Annotated in this window: 14 protein-coding genes; 7 read left to right on the top strand and 7 right to left on the bottom strand. The window is 70.7% G+C overall.

Annotation, left to right across the window (positions count from 1 at the left end):
• From ACSHXN_RS46205 to ACSHXN_RS46195, 3 genes are all read right to left on the bottom strand, one after another.
• Positions 1-423, bottom strand: coding sequence for a universal stress protein (locus ACSHXN_RS46205; RefSeq protein WP_359457092.1), 423 nt, complete (start codon positions 421-423; stop codon positions 1-3).
• Between the two features lie 28 nt (positions 424-451).
• Entirely contained in the window at positions 452-1,711 is a 1,260-nt protein-coding gene (locus ACSHXN_RS46200; RefSeq protein ID WP_438306944.1) for a YbfB/YjiJ family MFS transporter, read from the bottom strand.
• Positions 1,712-1,902: 191 nt separating this feature from the next.
• On the bottom strand, positions 1,903-2,703 hold the full coding sequence (locus ACSHXN_RS46195) for an aquaporin (protein WP_438306942.1): 801 nt from the start codon (positions 2,701-2,703) through the stop codon (positions 1,903-1,905).
• A 474-nt stretch (positions 2,704-3,177) separates the two neighbouring features.
• Between ACSHXN_RS46195 and tal the strand changes: the two genes are divergently transcribed.
• Both tal and ACSHXN_RS46185 read left to right on the top strand, forming a co-directional pair.
• A complete protein-coding gene (gene tal / locus ACSHXN_RS46190) occupies positions 3,178-4,287 on the top strand; it encodes a transaldolase (RefSeq protein ID WP_438306941.1) in 1,110 nt (369 codons plus the stop codon).
• 142 nt (positions 4,288-4,429) lie between these two features.
• Entirely contained in the window at positions 4,430-6,325 is a 1,896-nt protein-coding gene (locus ACSHXN_RS46185) for a BTAD domain-containing putative transcriptional regulator (RefSeq protein ID WP_438306940.1), read from the top strand.
• Between the two features lie 17 nt (positions 6,326-6,342).
• Here the strand turns inward: ACSHXN_RS46185 and ACSHXN_RS46180 are convergent, their stop codons facing one another.
• The gene (locus ACSHXN_RS46180; protein WP_438306939.1) at positions 6,343-7,314 is read right to left on the bottom strand and encodes a pirin family protein; all 972 of its coding nucleotides are present in this window, start codon (positions 7,312-7,314) and stop codon (positions 6,343-6,345) included.
• A 556-nt stretch (positions 7,315-7,870) separates the two neighbouring features.
• Between ACSHXN_RS46180 and ACSHXN_RS46175 the strand changes: the two genes are divergently transcribed.
• Entirely contained in the window at positions 7,871-9,052 is a 1,182-nt protein-coding gene (locus tag ACSHXN_RS46175; RefSeq protein ID WP_438306938.1) for a serine hydrolase domain-containing protein, read from the top strand.
• A 699-nt stretch (positions 9,053-9,751) separates the two neighbouring features.
• Here the strand turns inward: ACSHXN_RS46175 and ACSHXN_RS46170 are convergent.
• Positions 9,752-10,780, bottom strand: coding sequence for a nuclear transport factor 2 family protein (locus tag ACSHXN_RS46170; RefSeq protein WP_438306937.1), 1,029 nt, complete (start codon positions 10,778-10,780; stop codon positions 9,752-9,754).
• Positions 10,781-11,309: 529 nt separating this feature from the next.
• Between ACSHXN_RS46170 and ACSHXN_RS46165 the strand changes: the two genes are divergently transcribed.
• Entirely contained in the window at positions 11,310-11,756 is a 447-nt protein-coding gene (locus tag ACSHXN_RS46165) for a PAS domain-containing protein (protein WP_438306936.1), read from the top strand.
• Positions 11,757-12,073: 317 nt separating this feature from the next.
• On the opposite strand, the gene eno is transcribed toward ACSHXN_RS46165, so the two are convergent.
• Positions 12,074-13,357 (bottom strand): phosphopyruvate hydratase, encoded by a 1,284-nt coding sequence (gene eno, locus ACSHXN_RS46160; RefSeq protein WP_438306935.1) that lies wholly within the window; start codon positions 13,355-13,357, stop codon positions 12,074-12,076.
• Positions 13,358-13,450: 93 nt separating this feature from the next.
• Here eno and ACSHXN_RS46155 point away from each other — a divergent pair, with 93 nt between their 5' ends.
• Together ACSHXN_RS46155 and ACSHXN_RS46150 are read left to right on the top strand one after the other, a co-directional pair.
• Positions 13,451-14,317 carry a winged helix-turn-helix transcriptional regulator gene (locus ACSHXN_RS46155; protein WP_438306934.1) on the top strand — a complete coding sequence of 289 codons (867 nt, stop codon included), beginning with the start codon at positions 13,451-13,453 and terminating at the stop codon, positions 14,315-14,317.
• Positions 14,318-14,390: 73 nt separating this feature from the next.
• A complete protein-coding gene (locus tag ACSHXN_RS46150) occupies positions 14,391-15,491 on the top strand; it encodes a pyridoxal 5'-phosphate synthase (protein WP_438306933.1) in 1,101 nt (366 codons plus the stop codon).
• A gap of 455 nt (positions 15,492-15,946) precedes the next feature.
• Here ACSHXN_RS46150 and ACSHXN_RS46145 read toward each other — a convergent pair whose 3' ends face one another.
• Complete coding sequence (locus ACSHXN_RS46145) at positions 15,947-16,693, bottom strand: SDR family oxidoreductase (RefSeq protein WP_438306932.1); 747 nt, start codon at positions 16,691-16,693, stop codon at positions 15,947-15,949.
• 423 nt (positions 16,694-17,116) lie between these two features.
• On the opposite strand from ACSHXN_RS46145, the gene ACSHXN_RS46140 reads away from it, so the two are divergent.
• Positions 17,117-17,806, top strand: coding sequence for an alpha/beta fold hydrolase (locus ACSHXN_RS46140; protein ID WP_355141338.1), 690 nt, complete (start codon positions 17,117-17,119; stop codon positions 17,804-17,806).
• Positions 17,807-17,985: the final 179 nt, after the last annotated feature.

Raw genomic sequence — 17,985 nt, 5'->3', positions numbered from 1 at the left:
TCAGTCCTGCCCGGGAGCCAGGAGCACGGCGGTGCGGCTGTTGTGAGCGATCGCGATGCTGACACTGGGGGAGAACCAGCTGGCGAGACGACTGCGGTGATGCGGGCTGACGACGATCAGGTCGGCGTCGAAGTCCTCGGCGGCCTCCCGTACGGCCTGCGCCACATCGGACACCAGCCCGTCCAGCAACGCGCCGTCGGCCTGGATGCCGGCCTGCCGCAGGGTCGTGACGGCCGAGTTCAGGACCTGGTGGGCGGCTGAGTCGTCCTCCAGGCCGACGACGGTGTCGTACACCACCTCGGAGGTGTCGATGTGCAGCACACGGACCTGTGCGCGGCTCAGGAAGGCCAGTTCGGCGGTGGTGCGGATCGCGCTGTGCGCGGCCGGGCTGCCGTCGACGGCGACCAGGATGCGGTGAAACATGGGGTCTTGCTCCTTGAAGGGGGTGGGGTCAGCGTTCGGCGGCGCTGGGGGTGGCGGGGGCGACGGTCGGCGCCTCCCGGTGGGGGTGCTCAGCGGTCCGCTCGCGCTGGATGAGGGCGACGGCGGCGGAGACGGCGAGCAGCACGACGGACAGCCACAGGCCCTTGGCGATGCCTCCGGAGGAGTCGGACAGCAGCCCGGAGACCAGGGGACCGACGGCCTGGCCGACGCTGAAGGCGACCGTCAGCAGGGCGATGCCCAAGGTCCAGGCGTGTGCGGGCAGCATCCGGCGGGCCAGGACGGTCACGGCGGTGGGCCCGGCCATGAACGTCCCGCCGAAGATGATCGCCGAGGCGATAGCGGCACCCATCCCGTGCCACAGCAGCACGGGCAGCACACCGATCAGCACGACCGCCGAGACCAGCGCGGGGGCCGTGCCGCCGCGCAGCCGGCCGATCACCCGGCCCCACACCAGCAGCGTCGCCGCCGCGGAGGCCACGCCCAGCACGATGAAGAAGGTGCCGGTGCCCCAGACCTTCATGCCCTGGCTGTGCAGCAGGGCGATGACGAAGGTCATGTAGGACACGTAGCCGGCGCCGAACAGCACGTACCAGATGAACAGGGGCGTCAGCGGCTTGAGGCCGGCGCGGCTACCGTGGGCGGTGCCGCTGGTGGCCTGCTCGGGTACCTGGCGTGTGGCCCAGGCGGCCGGTCCGATGGCGAGGAGGGCGAGCAGCCCCATCAGCAGCCACCCGGCCTGCCAGCCGGACACGCCCCAGGCGGTGAGGGCCGCGGGGACGACCACGCCGGAGAGCACCACGCCGATGCCGACGCCGGCCATGTACATCGCGACCAGGGAGGCCGAGCGGGCCTGTTGGCCGCCGTTGTGGATGCGGGAGGCGAGCGCCGAGCCGACCACGAAGGTCACCGCGGTGCTCAGGCCGCCGATGAACCGCAGGACGGTCAGGCCGGCGAAGTTGTCGGTCGCCCCGGAGGCGAGCAGGGTGAGCGCACTGATGGCGATGCCCCACACGAACGCCTTGCGGGAGCCGAAGCGGCGCGACCACCAGGCGGCGGTGGCGGCTCCGATGATGTAGCCCAGCGCGTTGGCGGTGTTCATCCCGCCGGCCGCCGCGTAGCTCCAGTGCAGCTTCTCCCGCATGGCGGGCAGCAGCAGCGCGTAGGCGAACCGGGTGAAGCCCAGTGCCACCACCGGGCCCGCCGCCAACGCCAGCGCGACCAGGAACTCCGGCCGCGGCTTGGCGGCCAGAGACGGTGAGGCGGTCATCGCACACGCTCCCAGGCAGTCGAGTTGATCATCGCAGGGCCTTTCTCGAACGACCGGATGTCAGGATCACGGCGCTTGATCAGCGCCTTCACGGGCCTTCAACCCGTGCTGTGTCAGCCGCCATGTCCGGCCCGCGGGCCGCACTGCCCACGGATCGGGCCATCGCCCGGCCCGCGCGCGGCAGACGGCGGTCACCGGGCCGCCGAGCCCGTCACGGCAGACACACCACCGTTGGGGGCTGGTGGCGGTGAGATGGGCAGCAGGGGCGCGTGCGGCAGGCGCCTGCGCACCAGGCCGAAGAGCCCGCCGCCCACCAGCGGGGCGATCAGATACACCCACAGCCACGCCAGGTCGTGGGAGAACAGCTCTGGCCCGAACTGCCGCGCCGGGTTGAAACTTCCCCCCGTCCATCGGCCGACCAGCAGGATCAGCGCGGCGATCACCGACCCGGCGACCGCCGGCAGCGAGGAGGCCAGGCGCGGTCGGGCCGCCACGAAGGTCACCGCGGCGAGCATCACGGCGGTCGCCGCGGCCTCGGAGGCGAACACCGCTGCCCAGGGGATGTGGTCGGATGCCCGGATGACGGCGTAGCCGACGGCAGGGTGGGCCGTCTGCGCGCCCCACACCAGCCGGCCCACCGCCACCCCCGTGAGGGAACCGGCGAGTTGAGCTGCGGCGTAGGCTGCCGCATCCCGCCCGGGCAGGGCACCCATCAGCCAAAACGCCAGCGAGACGGCCGGGTTCATGTGGCCGCCCGAACGCCGCCCGAACGGCGAGACGATCAGCAGGGCGACGGCGGTCCCGCTGACCACGGCGTCCACGACCAGCCGGCCCTCCTGCGAGGGGACGGCGCGTGCCAGAAGACCCGCGGCACCGAACAGATGCCTGAACAGGGTGACTATCACCAGCAGCAGGATCGCGGTCGCGGCGAACTCGCTCAGCCACGCACGCCAGTTGTGCCGGCCCAGGCTGCGCCGGCTCGGTGTTCCCACAGCATCCTCCTGATCACCGCGTCACCACACGCGTACCGACGGGACACCCGGCCCGGGCTCGTGCCCACCCTCCGGTTGTCTGCACGTCCCGTCCCTGGCCTTGGACGGCCCGCTTCCACGAGGGCACCGGGCCGTCCCGGGCGGGCGGTTGTGCGAGGTCAACCCGCGCCCCGGCCGACCGCATGCCCATGAGCACAGCCATATGACCCACGGATCAGGCCACGGCCGCCCAATGCAGAACGCTTTTGCCCCCGCCGCCTGATGCGTGCCGCGTGACAGCGGCCGGCAGCCACGACGAGTCCGCCCCGGGGCGAAGACGGGCCGCCCACACTGGCGCAGCGCCTTGCACCGCTCTTGCACGGCCGGTGCCCCACCCCCTCGGCCGCGCAGTGCAATCCGGCTGCAACGCCGCCCTCCAGGCTCACCGCACACCCAAGGGCGGCCCGCCGGCCCCGGAAAGAAAGAGCGACACCCATGAGCGACCCCCTCACCCACCTGACCGCGCACGACGTCGCCGTGTGGCTGGACGATCTCGACCGGCGCGCCCTGGAGTCGGGCGAACTGCCCTCACTCATCCACGCCGGGAAAGTCACCGGCATCACCAGCAACCCCACGATCTTCCAAGCGGCCATCGGCGACGGCACAGGTCCCTACCGCGGGCAACTGGAGGAACTGCGGCGCCAAGGCGCAGACGTGGACCAAGCGCTGCAAGCCCTGACGACGCACGACGTGCGCAAGGCCTGTGACCTGCTGCGCCCCACCTACGAGGCCTCCGACGGCATCGAGGGGTATGTGTCCGTGGAAGTCTCCCCACTGGTGGCCCACGACACCGCCGCCACGCTCACCGAGGCATGCCTGCTGCGCCAGCTCGTCGACCGGCCCAACGTCCTGATCAAAGTACCGGCCACGGAGGAAGGGGTGTACGCCATGAGCCTGCTGCTCGCCGAGGGGATCAGCGTCAACATGACGCTGCTGTTCAGCTTGCGCCGCTACCGAGAGGTCATCCACGCCTTCTTCGACGGACTGGAGCGCGCCCGGGCGCAGGGACGCCCCCTTGCCCCGATCGCCTCGGTCGCTTCCTTCTTCGTCTCCCGCGTCGACACGGCCGTCGACGCCCGCCTGGCCCAACAAGGAGGCCCCACCCAGGCCGCCCTGCAGGGACGGGCCGCACTCGCCAACGCCCGCCTGGCATACCACCTGTACGAAAAGGAGTTCTCCACCCGGCGCTGGCAGCGCCTGCACGCCGCGGGCGCCCGCCCGCAGCGACCCCTGTGGGCCTCCACCGCCACCAAGAACCCCCGCTACAGCGACACCCGCTATGTGACCGGGCTGCTCGCACCGGGGACCATCACCACGATGCCCCGCCGCACACTCGACGCGGTGGCAGACCACGCCGCCTTTCCACCCCGGGGAGTGCGCGGCACCTACCGGGACTCCGCCCAGGTCCTGCGCCGGCTCCAGGCCGCCGGCATCGCCTACGACGAGGTCATGGCCGCCCTTGAGAAGGACGGACTGGAGCGCTTCGCTGCCTCCTACACTGCCCTGCGCGCCGTGGTGCACCGCGCGCTGCAGAGCCGGCCCTGAAACGCCCACCGGCGGAACGCGCGGCGCGGGCGGGGGCCGAAAACGAGGGGTTGTCGTCCCGCCGGCCGCTGGCGGGCAGGCGTGCGGTGCGGCGAGGGTGGATATCAGTTGTTGCCCCGCGCCACGAAAGAGCACCACCTGCATGCCGCCCTGCACGACCGCACTCATCCTGGGAGAGCCCGTCCGCCTGCGGCTTATCGGGCCCCTGGAATTGATGGGGGCACAGCCCGACAACCCGCCCGGCCTCCCCAAGGGACGTGCGGTGCTGCTGTTCGCGTTGCTGGCCGCCCACCGCAACCGGGTCGTCGGCAAGGACACCATCATTGAAACGCTCTGGTCCGACCACGCCCCGCCCACCGCCGTGCAGACGGTGGCCTCCCTGGTCAGCCGGCTGCGCAAAGTGGTCGGCACCTGCCTGGAGCGCGTAGGTTCCGGCTACCGGCTCAACACCACGGGCTGGCAGGTCGACATGGACGAGGCAGCCCGCCTGACCCGGGCAGCCGAGCGGCATCTACACGCGGGCGAACCGGTGTTTGCGGACATCGCCGTCCGCCGGGCACTGGGCCTGCTCAGCGCAGGCCGCGCGGTCGAGGAGTTCCAGCCGGCCGACTGGAGCGCAGATCTCGACCGGACCCTGCAGCGGCTGCTGCGCCGTGCCCGCGAAGCGGCCTGGCAGACCGCGGAACACCTGCACGACCACCGGCAGGCCGCGCACCTGGCCGCGGCGGCCGCACACGACGACCCCTACGACGAGCCGGCATGGCGTGCCCTGATGATGGCCCAGTACCGTCTCGGTTCGGCCGGCGCCGCGCTGCACACCTTCAGCCGACTGCGCCGCACCCTGCGCACCGAGTTGGGCACCGACCCCGACCCGCGCACCGCGGCCCTGCACAGCGCCATTCTCCAGGGCCGACCGACCCCCACGCCCGCGCACCCGCGGCCCGCAGCACCGGCCGACGCCTCCCATCAGGACCTCGCCGGCCGGGACGAAGAACTCGACCAACTGCAGGCACAGTGGCGTCAGGCGCTCACCGGCCATCCCACAACCGTCGTCCTGCGCGGCGGGGCCGGAGCCGGCACCTCCGCCCTGCTCTTTGCACTGCGCCGCCACGCCCAACACCACGGCGCAACCGTCCTTGCCGCACGCTGCCCTGGCCCCGAACCCCTCCCGGCCACCCCCGTACTCGAGCAGGCCATCGCGGACTTCTGCCGCACCGCACAGCCCGAAGAGGTCACCCGCGCGGCCGACGGCATCGCACACCGGCTGCAGGCCGTCATGCCGCACCCCGCCATCGACGCGCTCACCGGGCCCGCCGGCCACAGCGACGAGCACACCAGGCTGCCGGCGCACGCGCACCCCGACGCGGCCGCCGTCTTCCTGCGCAGACTGTCCGCCGACCACCCCGTGCTGCTGGCCGTCGACGACGCCCACTGCGCGGACGCGCGCACCCTGCAGACCCTCCACCAGCTGTCCCAGGGTGATGCCGGCCACCGGATGATGGTGGTTCTCGGAGCGCGGGAGGACGGCGCCGACCGCATCGCACGGCACCTTCCCCACGCCACCCAGCTGACCCTTGAACCGCTTGCGCTCCACGCCGTCGCCGAACTGGCCGCCCGCCACGACGTGCCGCACACAGCCCACCGCGTCCACCAACTCACCGCCGGCCGCCCCGCCCTGGTCCTCACGGCCCTCCACGCCGCCCACCAAGGCGCACCCCTGGACGACCCCGACCACCTGCCCGACATACTGATCAACACGGCCCTCGACCTGATCCACCACGTCGGCGAGCCGCTCACACACCTGCTGCGCGCCGCGGCTCTCATCGGCCCCACCTTCCGCTTCGAACAGCTCCTCAAGTCCACCGGCACCGACGGCTGGAAAACAGCCCAACAGATCGAACAGGCCCTGCGCGCTGGCCTCCTCACCGCCGACGACGACGCGCTCACCTTCACCGGCGAGCTGCTCCACATCGCCCTGTACCGGGCGGTGCCCGCCCCCCTGCGCGCCGGCCTTACCGCCTACGTCCGCTCCCGCTGACAGCGGCACCCCCGGCACTACCCACCCGTTCCCTCCAAGTGGGCTGCGGGACTGTGCCCCATCCTGCCCCGCTGGTAGTCCTCGACGGCCTGCCGGATCTCCGCCTCGGTGTTCATCACGAACGGGCCGTAGCGGGCGATCGGCTCCCTCAGCGGAACGCCGCCCAGCAGCAGCACCTCAAAGCGACCGGTGCGGCCGCGCTGATGGGCCCCCGCCTGAACGGTGACGACATCCCCCGCACCGAACACCGTCAGTTGCCCCTCCCTGACGGGACGCCTGTCTGCGCCCACGCTGCCCACACCCTGCAGGACGTAGACCATCGCGCTGAACTGCGGATCCCACCCCGTCCGCAACCGCGCCCGGGGAAGCAGACTCGCGTGTGCATAAACGATCGGGGTGTAGGTCAGGCCCGGTCCCTGATAGCCGCCAAGCCCACCGGCGATCAGGCGTACCAGCGCCCCGCCGTCATCGGAGGCGAGCAGCCGCAGCCTGTCCGCCCGGACGTCCTGGTAGCGCGGTTGCGCCCACTTGCGGGTGCGGGGCAGGTTCACCCATAGCTGGATGCCGTGACTGAGGCCGCCCTTGGCCAGGACCTCCTCGCTGGGAACCTCGTCGTGCAAGATCCCCGACCCTGCGGTCATCCACTGCGTGTCCCCGTCCGATATCACGCCCCCACCCCCGTTGGAATCGTGGTGCACCACCGTGCCGTCGATGACGTAGGTGACCGTTTCGAATCCGCGGTGCGGGTGCCAGGGGGCGCCCTTGGCCTCGTAGGGCTGGTAGACGGTCTCACCGACGTGGTCGAGCAGCAAGAACGGATCCGCGTCGGGCAAAACGGCGCTCGGGAACGGGCGGCGCACCACAAAGCCGGCCCCCTCCCGCTGCTGGGGCGCGGTGACCAGGTGACGGACGGGGCGGTCGGTGGCGGTCGCGGCAGGGCGCGGGAGGCGGGGGAGGACCAGGAGGTCCTCGACGGTTACGGCCGGCATGACGGGTCCTTCGTACGTGCGATGCGGACGGCGTTCGGCGTGACGACGTTCCGCCGGGAGGGGCTACTTGCGTATCTCTGTCGGGAACACCCCCGGCAGGCGGACGGCGTCTCAGAGGCGGCGAGGCCGGGCAGTCGTGGATGCGTCCACCCGACCCACGGGGCCGGCCCTGTCGGCCGTCACCGCCCCGGGACCGTGTACTGCCGAATCTAGCTCGCGGACCTGGCACGGTCGCTGCCCGAAGCGGTCACGCCTGCCACACATCGGGACCTCGTGGCGCGGCCCGGCCGACGCCCCTGCCCACGCGCGGCGAATCCGCCGCGAGAACCACCACCGCGGGACGCTCACCTGTTGGGGGGAGACGCAACCTCGGCCACGCGGCTGAGGCGACCACGGCACGCGCCATCGAGGCTGGATGGTGCGCCGCTTCCCCGTTGACGGCGCCCGCCGCCCGGGCGGAAGACAGGCTGATCATCCGGTCTCCCGCCCAAACGGCGGGCGCGGCGGCGCGTGTGAACCGTGAACCGGACAACCCCTGTACGCGAGAGGTTTCTTCATGCGTCTTCCCCTGCTCGCCGCCACCGTACTGTCAGGTGCCCTGGCGATCCCCGCGACCGTTCCCGCCTTCGCCGACTCGGCCCCTCCTGCGGCCGCCACCACGCACAGTGCCGGCGCTCATCGACCCGGCGCAGCCGATCACACCGCGTGGCGCAAGGCCCTGGACGACCTCGTCACCGCGGGCGTGCCGGGAGTCATCGCCGAAGTACACGACGCCCGCGGCACATGGACCGGCACCAGCGGCAGAGCCGACCTGCACCACCCCCGACTGCCCCCGGCCAACGGCCGCTTCCGCGCAGGAAGCAACACCAAAACATTTGTTGCCACCACCGTGCTGCAGCTCGTGGCAGAGAAGAAGGTGCGCCTTGATGCACCCATCGAGCGCTACCTCCCGCGCTTGGTGCCGAACGGGAAGCACATCACTGTCCGGCAGTTGCTCAGCCACCGCAGCGGACTGTACGACTACACCGACTCGCTGTGGCACGGCGGCCTTTCGGAGCTCTACCGCAATCGCTTTCGCCACTGGGCGCCGCAGGAACTGCTCGACGAAGCCTTCCGGCACACCCCCTACTTCGCCCCGGGCACCTCCGGCCACTACTCCAACACCAACTACATCGTGCTCGGCATGCTGATCGAGAAAGTCACTGGCAAGAGCGCCGAGCAGGAGATCACCGACCGTCTCATCAAACCCCTCGGACTGCACCACACGTCCTTCCCGGACAGCTCCGTCCGCATCCCGGGCCCGCACGCCCACGGCTACCTGCGCATGAACGGCCCGGGCTCCCCGTACACCGACATCACCCAAGAGAGCATGACCTGGGCATCAACGGCCGGCTCCCTCATCTCCACCACCCATGACCTCAACCGCTTCTTCAGCGCACTGATCGGCGGAAAGCTGCTGCCGCCGGCCCTGCTGCGCCAGATGCAGGACGCGCATCCGCTGCAAAACGGTGCGACCGACTACGGGCTCGGCCTCAGCCGCCTGACCGACCCCTCCTACGGCACGGCCTACGGCCACATCGGCAGCGCCCCGGGATACAGCACCTACAGCTTCACCACGGCCGACAACACCCGCCAAGTCACCCTGTCCCTCAATGCCTTGGTCGACTCCCAGAAGCTGAAGACGGTCACGGACAAGGCACTGAAAACGCTGCTGCGTCCTGCCACCACGGCGAAGTAGCAGTCCCGCGGACAAAGAACCGTGCACGGCGCAGAGCCGTTGCACACGACGCGCCGTGCACGGGACGCTCTTCTGCCACACCGTCTCGTACACGACACGACACGACACGACACGGGTCGGGGCGAGCGGGGAGCGCCGGCCGATCACGATGCCGCGCAGCTGCGCCCCGGACCCCGGACACCTCATCGCAGGTGGGCGGGCCCAAGCCGCAAACGACCGGGCCGGCCTCCTGAGCCGCTGTGCCCGCGGATCCAGGTCGCCGTTCGGCTCGGCAGGAAGACGGCCGCGATCCGGTCGGAGGACCTCGAGCAGCCCGGCCGCCAATCCGTGGACTGCAAACGCTGCACAGGCCGCCTCTCCAGCGCCACCGCCGCCGTCCACGGCACGCCCGACCCCGGGGACTTGTTCCCGCACGTTGCCCAACCGGTGCGCATCGATCCAGCAACCCACTGGACCGGCCGCGGAGTTGAAAAACTCCGCGGCCGCCTTGTTGCACCGTCTGCTGCGGCATGCCCGTCGTGTGACCCACAGCCTGGTGGCGGGTTCATGTAGCACGTGGCGGCCGGACATGCGCACAGCTGCCGCGCCCCGTCGCGGCTACACGTCGGGGCGCGGCTCGCACAAGCAGACCAGGACACTCAACGCCGTTCGGAGCGTCCGGCCGAGCCTGTGCACCTCATGCTCGGTCCGTAGGAACGGTTACTTCGCTTTGTGTGGGTTTGTGAAGAAGTTCTGCCAGGCGTCGGTGTCCACCGGGATGTCCTCCATCTTCACGATCTTTCCGTGGCGGATGGTGTAGTACATGGTCACGTCCACCGACTTGACCTCCGGATCCCAGGGGCGGTTCATCCGGATGAACTCGCGCGCGAAGCCGCCCGCGCTGTCGCCCGCCATCGCGGCCACGTCCAGCTTGTACCGGCTGCCGACGGTGGCCATCACCCGCTCACGGAACTTGAGGAAGCCGTCCCATCCCTTGTACACGCCGGAGATGTCGGAGTGCCCAGGGATGCGGACTTCGACGCTGTCCGAGACCATGCGGTGGATCCCCTCGAGGTCTCCGCTCCAAAACGTGTTGTAGAAGGTGCTCAGGAAGCCCGTGTTCCTGGCGGAGACGGCGTGCGCGCCGTCGGGCAGGGAGGGTGCGGGCTGGGAAGGGGCCCGTGTGCCGCGGGGCGTGTCGAGCGACGGCGTCCAGTAAGCGTCGTAGACGTCTTGTTCCTCGGGCATGGTCCATGCCTCCGAGACCCGGCCGTCCTTGATCTTGTACTGCATGGTGAAGCGCAGCGTCCAGATCTTCGCGGGGTCCTTCTTGCGGTTGAGCGTCACGATCTCGCGGGTGAAGGCGGTGTCGCCGTTCACTGCGAAGTGCGGGACCTTCAGTTCGAAGGTGCCGCCGTTGTAGCCGAGGATATGGCTCATGAACTCGCGAAGACCCTCCTTGCCCCAGTACTCCCCGGCGTTGAGGCCCTTCCCCGGCACGTGCATGATGAAGTCGTCGGTGACGAACTTCTGCGCGCCGGGAATGTCGCCCTTGGCGAAGGCGGCGTAGAAGCCCTGAACGAGCTTCACCGTGGCCTGCGAGGCCTGCGGGTTCGCCCCTGCAGAGCCGTCGGCGAGTATGGTCCCGCGCGGCGTGGTCGCCGCCCCGGCGGCCGGTGCGGCGAAGACCGTCGCACCGGCCGCGGCAACGAGGGCGGTGGCCATGGACAATGACGCAAGCTTGCGCATCTCGAACTCCTCGCAGCTGTGCGGACCAAGGTGGCGGGTTCCGGCATGAACCCAATCCGGCAGCAGCCGCAGTGACGTGACTGATCAAACCTTGAACGGGGCGGCCTCTTGCGCCGTGAAGGCGGGCGCACATCACTTCGGCCCGTCCGGTATTGCAGGCGACGCCTGACACCGGTCATGCCCAAATGACCCCGGACTGCAGCATCCCCGCCGCCTTTGCACCGGGTTTGCATCACGGCGCCCCTCGCGGAGCCGGCCGTGGTCTGCAGCGTGCAAGCCGTGTGCAAGGCGGTGCTGGACTCTGGGGGACGAGTCGCCCGGCCCCGCGGCCTGGCCGGCACGAACGGCACAAGTCGGCCGGATCGAGCCTGAGCGGCGCTCGCAGGAAGGGCCGCGGGCCGGGCGACCGGGCAGGTCCCTGATTCACCGCCGCGAACGCTGTTGCTGCCGGCCCGCTCGGGGCGACTGCCCTGCAGGGCCGCACCGCACTGCCCGCGCGGGGCCGACCCTGTGATGAAGGAGAACAGCCATGACCGACGTCCCACCCGCCCGCCCCACTGCGCCGGCGACGGCTGACGCCACCACCGAGCCCTTGGGCGGGTGCCCGGCCTCCTACGCGCAGGATGTCCTACGAGAGGCAGTGGAAGCCGTGGTGGTCGCGGACCGCAGCGGCGTCATCCGGGCATGGAACCCGAGCGCAGCCCGGATGTTCGGATACTCCGCCGCGGAAGCCGTGGGCCGATCGGTGGACCTGATCGTTGCTCAGGAGCTCCGCACAGCCCACTGGGACGGATACAGGCATGCCATCTCCCGAGGCGTGATGGCCGAGCCGGGCAAACTCGCGGCCGCACCAGCCGTACGCAAGGACGGAACGCGCCTGTCAGTCGAATTCCACGCCACGCTCCTGCACGATGACCGCGGGCGTGTGTACGGTGTGGCCGCCGTCCTGCGTGAGGTCACCGCAGACGCGGAATGAGACGAGCACGGCAGCTCGAGCCGGCACATCCTGACCGGCGCCCTCCAGGGTGCGCTTTCCTGCTGACAGCAACCGTGACCCGACAACCGCCGCGATGGCAGCAGGGCGCCCCCGGAAGGGGCCGGCACGGCACGAGAGCATGCAGGAGCCGTCGTGGCCGCACGGCTGGGAGGGCCGCCCAGGACATGGCGTTCGGCGTAGAAGAACCGCACCGCCCGTGGCCACGGCGCGGCCACGAGGCCCGGCGACGCGATCCCTCAGCACATCTGCGGTTGCGCTGGAAGTCGCCTGTGTGGTCGTCCACCCGCGTGGCGCGGTCAGTGACGCAGCCGGAGGGCCTCGCTGCCTGCGTAGCGGGCCTGGTGCCCCAGCTCCGCCTCGATCCGCATGAGCTGGTTGTATTTGGCGGTGCGGTCGGAGCGGGAGAGCGAGCCGGTCTTGATCTGGCCGCATCCGGTGGCGACGGCGAGGTCGGCGATGGTGGTGTCCTCGGTCTCACCGGAGCGGTGGGACATGACGACGGTGTACCCGGCGCGGTGCGCGGTGGCGACGGTGGCCAGGGTCTCGGTGAGGGTCCCGATCTGGTTGACCTTCACCAGGATCGAGTTGGCGATGCCGTCGCAGATGCCAGCGCGCAGGAGCGTGTCGTTGGTGCAGAAGACGTCGTCGCCGGTGAGTTGGCACCGCTCGCCGAGCCGGGCGGTCAGCGTCCGCCAGCCGTCGTGGTCGTCCTCGGCCATCGGGTCCTCGATGGATGCGACGGGGTAGCGGTCGACGAGGGCGGCGAGGTGGTCGGCGTGTTCGGCGGGGGTGCGCCGGACGCCCTCACCGGTGTAGTCGTAGACGCCGTCGTGGAAGAACTCCGAAGCGGCCGGGTCCATGGCGAGGGTGATGTCGGTGCCGGCCTTGTAGCCGGCCTGCTCGATGGCGCGTTGGACGAAGTCGAGTGCTTCCTCGGCGGTGCGCAGGTCGGGAGCGAAACCGCCCTCATCGCCGACGTTGACGCTGTGGCCCGAGGCGAGCAGATCGCTGCGCAGGGTGTGGAAGACCTCCGAGCCCATGCGGACGGCCTCGGCGAAGCTGCCGGCGCCGACCGGGGCGATCATGAACTCCTGGAAGTCGAGCGGATTGTCGGCGTGGGCGCCGCCGTTGACGATGTTCATCATGGGCACCGGCAGCAGGCGGGCGTCCACGCCGCCGACGTAGCGGTACAGCGGCAGCCGGTGGGCGGCCGCGGCGGCCTTGGCGGTGGCCAGGGAGACACCGAGCAGGGCGTTGGCGCCGAGTCGTGACTTGGTGTCGGTGCCGTCCAGTTCGATCATGGTTCGGTCGACGGCCGCCTGGTCCTCGGCCTCGAGTCCGGTCACGGCGTCCGCGATGTGCTCGTTCACGGCGTCCACGGCCCGCTGTACGCCCTTGCCGTGGAAACGGGCGGGGTCGCCGTCGCGGAGTTCCACCGCCTCCCTGGCACCGGTGGAGGCTCCGGACGGGACGGCCGCGCGGCCGAGGGAGCCGTCCTTGAGTTCTACGTCGACCTCGACGGTCGGATTGCCACGGCTGTCGATGATCTCGCGTGCGACGACCCGGCTGATGGCGGTCACGGTGCAGCTCCTCACGCTGGGCCCGCTCGCCGGCGGGCTGTAAGTTCCGTCAAGAAACAAAGTGAGTGTCGAAAGGGAACCTACTATGGGTGCATGAGGATGCACAACGCCGACGAGACCTGCGGTGTCGCCCAGGCCGCTCTGGTGCTCGGGGACTGGTGGAACGTGCTGGTGCTGCGGGAAGTCGCCCGCGGGCATGTCCGCTTCGACGCTCTGGCCGCCGAGATCGGCCTGTCCCGCAAGGTGCTCACCGAGCGGCTCGGGCGACTGGTCGCCCAGGGCGTCCTGCGCCGCTGCCTGTATCAGCGGCGCCCGGTGCGTTATGAGTACCTGTTCACCGATGCCGGCCTCGCCCTGCTGCCGGTGCTGGTCGCGATGCAGGACTGGGGCGATCGGTGGGTGCTGGGCGACGGCAGCCTCACCGCGACGGCCGGCGAGGACGGCGCCGAACACGTACGGGTGCGCGACCTCGTCGGCACCCGTATTCCCGACGGCCTCGAACTGCCCGGCACCCACGGCGAGGACCTGCCCGTCATCCCGTCGGACGCAGCCGCAACCGTACTGTTCACCTACCCCGGGACCGACATCGAGCGGGACGAGCAGATCCCCGGCGCCGCCGGCTGCACCCTGCAGATGCGGCTCTTCCGGGATGCCTGGCCCGACTTCCGGCAGGCAGGCGTGGACGTACGCGCGATCAGCACCCAACCCGTCCACGAACAGACGGAGTTCGCCCGGACGGAGCAGCTTCCCTTCCCGCTCCTGTCCGACGCCGACCACCGACTGGCCGCCGCCCTGCGCCTGCCGACCTTCCGCAGCGCGGGCCGGCTGCGGCCCAAACGCCTGATCCTCGTGGTCGACGCCCAACGCACCGTACGGCACACGCTGTTCCCGGTCCTCGACGTCCCGCACACGCTCACCGAGAGCCTTCGCCTGGCGGCGGAATGCGCCCGGACCGCGTGACGGCACCGCTCAGCCCGCCCATCCCCGACGAAGCCTGGTGAAAGAGGCACCCCGTGAAGGAGACCGCCCACCCGTGAGTGATCCGACCGCATCCCCTCAGACCGTCCACCTCCTGTTCTCCTACGGCACCCTGCAATCGCCCGAGGTACAGCTCTCCCGGTTCGGCCGCCTCCTGGACGGCACCCCGGACGCCTTGCCCGGCCACCGCACCACGACCATCCGGATCAGCGATCCCGCCGTGATCCGGGCCGGCGGCACCGACCGTCATCCGCTGCTCGTCGCCGCCGAGCCGGAGGACGCCGTCGAGGGGCAGGTCTTCGCCGTCAGCGACACCGAACTGGCCGCGGCCGACGCCTACGAGGTCGACGACTACGCCCGCGTCGCAGTGACCCTGCGTTCGGGAAAGCATGCGTGGGTGTACCTGGGTCGCACGGACAGGGCACCCGGCACTTTGGACGTCCCGGATCCCGAAGAGCGCCGCGGCACGGCGGAGGCCGGGGGCGGCACCGAAAGGCCTGCGAGCGTGCGGGAGTGGCTGCGGGGCCTCGAAGTGTTCGCGGGACCGCTGGCGGACTTCGACCCGGCCGGCGCCCCGGCCGAGCCGGTCGACCTGTTCCTGAGCTGGCTGAGGGAGGCCGTCGCGGCGGGCGTGCCCGACGCGCACGCCATGACCCTTTCGACCCTCGCAGAGGACGGCGGCCCGGACGCGCGAGTGCTCATCCTCAAGAACGTGGACGGCGACGGCTGGCAGTTCGCCGTGCACGCCGCCAGCCCCAAGGGGCGCCAACTGGCCCACCGGCCGTACGCGGCACTCACCTTCTACTGGCCCCTGCACGGACGACAGGTCAGAATCCGGGGCGTCGTCGAGCCCGCATCCCCCGAACAGAGCGCTGCCGATCTCCTGGCCCGTGCGCCCTCGGCCCGCGCCGAGGTACTGCTGGGCCGCCAGAGCGAACACCTGGAAGACCTCGAAGACCGCGACCGGGCCTTCAACGCGGCACTGGCACGGATCGAGGCGGAGCCGGCGCTGGTCAGCCAGGAGTGGACGCTCTGCACACTCGTCCCGGCCCGAATCGAGTTCTGGCAGGCGGACAAGGGCCGCCTCCACAACAGGCTGCGCTACGAACGCCCCGACCGCCACAGCGCGTGGGAGCGCCACCTGTTGTGGCCGTAGAGGACCAGGCCGGGAGGCCGCGCTCCGGCCGGATGCGCGGGCTCGCGCACAGGATCAGGGAGTGACCGGCCGGCGCTCCGGGACGAGCCGATGCGTCCAGAAGGCCGGGCCGGCGACGGGGGAGCCTCGCGCCGCAACGCCCCGGTCGAGGCTGCCGGTCTGCACGCTCACCTGGGCCTTGGAACGGGCCGGCCGGTGGGCGCCGAGCCGCGGGAAGCCCCCTGGAAGGCGGAGAGTCTGCCCCGCACATTGGTGACCATGGCGTGCCGGACGCAGAAGCCGACCGCGCTGCGGACCGGATCGATGACGTACGCACCGGTCACTTCCGCCCGCGGGCGGGAGCCGGGGACAGTGCTTTCCGCGCGATTCCCGGGTACGGCGAGCCGAGTCTTCGTACGGGGTGGATCTCGGGGGCCGCGGTGGTCCTGCCGGCGGGCAGGACCACCCGCGGGGGCTCACCGCTGCTGCGCGAACCAGTCGGCGAAGCGGGTCGCGGCGAGCTGCGCGCCGGGGCCGGGGACGAGGGAGTCGTCCTGCAGCTCGGACCCGTAGTACCGGGCGTGCGGGTCCGCGACGACCTTGCGGGGGTCGTTCTGGGAGGTCAGCACGTCACGGACCAGCTCGTCGAAGCGGAACAGGTCCGGGCCGGCGATCTCCACCACGCCGTTGAGGGGCGCGCCGGCCGCGGTGCGGGCGACGGCCGTGGCCACGTCGTCGGAGTAGATGGGCTGGAATTTGACGGGCGCGATGCGCACCGTGTCGCCCTCGGTGCCGGCGTCCGCGATGCCGTTCACGAACTCGAAGAACTGCGTGGCGTGGACGATGGAGTAGGGGATGCCCGACGCCTTGATCAGCTCCTCCTGGGCCAGCTTGGCGCGGAAGTAGCCGTTGTCCGGGAGCCGGTCGGTGCCGACGATGGAGAGCGCGACGTGGTGGGTGACGCCGGCCTCGGCGTTCGCCTTCATAAGGTTGCCGGTGCAGGTGCGGAAGAAGTTCATCACCGCGTCGTCCTCCCACGAGGGGGAGTTGGAGACGTCGATCACGACCTGCGCACCCTGAAGGACCTCGGCCAGGCCCTCACCCGTCAGGGTGTTCACGCCGGTGTTGGGGGAGGCCGCGACGGCCTCGTGCCCGTGCGCGTTGAGCTTGCTGACGACCTTCGAGCCGATGAGCCCGGTTCCGCCGATGACTACGGCCTTCATGAATGGAGTCCTCTCGGGTGTTGTCGTGCGTGGGGCGCACAGGGCGTTGACTCCCCCCACCGGCACCGGTAGGTAGGTGTTCGCCGGTATGACCGAGCGGCGGAGCAGTTTGTGACAGGGGCCCGGCCCGGCGGGCCCCCAGTGCCCCGTCCGGTGCGGCCCGCTGCTGCGAGCTTGCCCTCGGTGCCCGGCAGGTGCTGAGGGTGCAAGACCTTCCGGGCCGCTGGCCCGGAAGGCTGCCTGAGCCTGGAATCCCCACACACGCCCGAAGGCGCCCCGCGAGGGGCGTCCGGCCGCAAGGCCGGTTCGGGACTCCCCGGCCTTCAGGCGGGGGAGGCTTCAATCCTCTCCACGGCTGGGGAGAGACGATACGTAGACTCCCACGCGATGCAGGGAGCAACCGACGGTGGAGGGTCCCGTTCCATGGCGACGTACGTATTGATCCATGCCGCGGCTGTTGATTCGTGGTACTGGGGGCCGCTGGCTGACGAGTTGCGTGACCGGGGCCACGAGGTGGTCGCACCGGACCTGCCATGTGATGAGGAGTCGGCCGGGCTCGCCGAGTACGCGGACGCGGTGGTCGAGGCCATCGGCGACCGGACCGAACTCGTCGTCGTCGCCCACTCGTTCGGCGGTTTTACCGGCCCGCTGGTGTGTGACCGGGTGTCGGCGGACCTGCTGGTCATGCTGCAGGCCCAGGTTCCGGCCCCGGGCGAGTCACCGGGTCAGTGGTGGGACAACACCGGTTACGGGGCGGCCCGGCAGGAATCCGACCGCCGCAGGGGCGTCGCGGAGGGCACAGAAGAAGACGTACTCTCCCTTGTCCTGCATGACACCCCGGCCGCCCTGGCCGCCGAGTTCATGGCGGAGCACCAGCGGAATCAGGCGCCGGCCCCATTCGGGAGGCCATGGCCGCTGGCCACGTGGCCGAAGGTGCCGACCAGGTTCCTGATGTCGTCCGAAGACCGCTTCTTCCCTGCCGAGTTCATGCGATGGATGGTCGCCGAGCGGCTTGGCTTCCAGCCGGACGAGATGCCAGGCGACCACTGCCCCATGCTCGGCCATCCGAAGGAACTGGCCGACCGTCTGGAGGCGTACCGCGCCGCACTGTGATCGACCTGCCCTCAGTCAGGCACAACCAGCCGCCCAGCCTTTCCCTGCTCCGGCGAAGATCACGGCGCTGAGAAAACCGCAGTTGCTGCAACTGCGGTGAACCGGTGCGTGGTGTCAGGACGTCAGGGTCGCTGCCTCCGCCCTGCTGGCCGGACCGTCGCCTTGCCCGGAAAGGCTCA

The sequence above is a fragment of the Streptomyces sp. HUAS TT11 genome (assembly GCF_051553595.1).
Lineage (GTDB): Bacteria > Actinomycetota > Actinomycetes > Streptomycetales > Streptomycetaceae > Streptomyces.
Note: the sequence above shows the minus strand (reverse complement) of the source record. Positions and strands in the feature narration are given on the sequence as shown.

Excerpts from the sequence above, each read along its gene's own strand:
- ACSHXN_RS46205 (WP_359457092.1), bottom strand. The coding sequence starts at position 423 with ATGTTTCACCGCATCCTGGTCGCCGTCGACGGCAGCCCGGCCGCGCAC.
- ACSHXN_RS46185 (WP_438306940.1), top strand. The coding sequence starts at position 4,430 with ATGCCGCCCTGCACGACCGCACTCATCCTGGGAGAGCCCGTCCGCCTG.
- tal (WP_438306941.1), top strand. The coding sequence starts at position 3,178 with ATGAGCGACCCCCTCACCCACCTGACCGCGCACGACGTCGCCGTGTGG.
- ACSHXN_RS46145 (WP_438306932.1), bottom strand. The coding sequence starts at position 16,693 with ATGAAGGCCGTAGTCATCGGCGGAACCGGGCTCATCGGCTCGAAGGTC.
- ACSHXN_RS46175 (WP_438306938.1), top strand. The coding sequence starts at position 7,871 with ATGCGTCTTCCCCTGCTCGCCGCCACCGTACTGTCAGGTGCCCTGGCG.
- ACSHXN_RS46200 (WP_438306944.1), bottom strand. The coding sequence starts at position 1,711 with ATGACCGCCTCACCGTCTCTGGCCGCCAAGCCGCGGCCGGAGTTCCTG.
- ACSHXN_RS46180 (WP_438306939.1), bottom strand. The coding sequence starts at position 7,314 with ATGCCGGCCGTAACCGTCGAGGACCTCCTGGTCCTCCCCCGCCTCCCG.
- ACSHXN_RS46170 (WP_438306937.1), bottom strand. The coding sequence starts at position 10,780 with ATGCGCAAGCTTGCGTCATTGTCCATGGCCACCGCCCTCGTTGCCGCG.
- ACSHXN_RS46155 (WP_438306934.1), top strand. The coding sequence starts at position 13,451 with ATGAGGATGCACAACGCCGACGAGACCTGCGGTGTCGCCCAGGCCGCT.
- ACSHXN_RS46165 (WP_438306936.1), top strand. The coding sequence starts at position 11,310 with ATGACCGACGTCCCACCCGCCCGCCCCACTGCGCCGGCGACGGCTGAC.
- ACSHXN_RS46140 (WP_355141338.1), top strand. The coding sequence starts at position 17,117 with ATGGCGACGTACGTATTGATCCATGCCGCGGCTGTTGATTCGTGGTAC.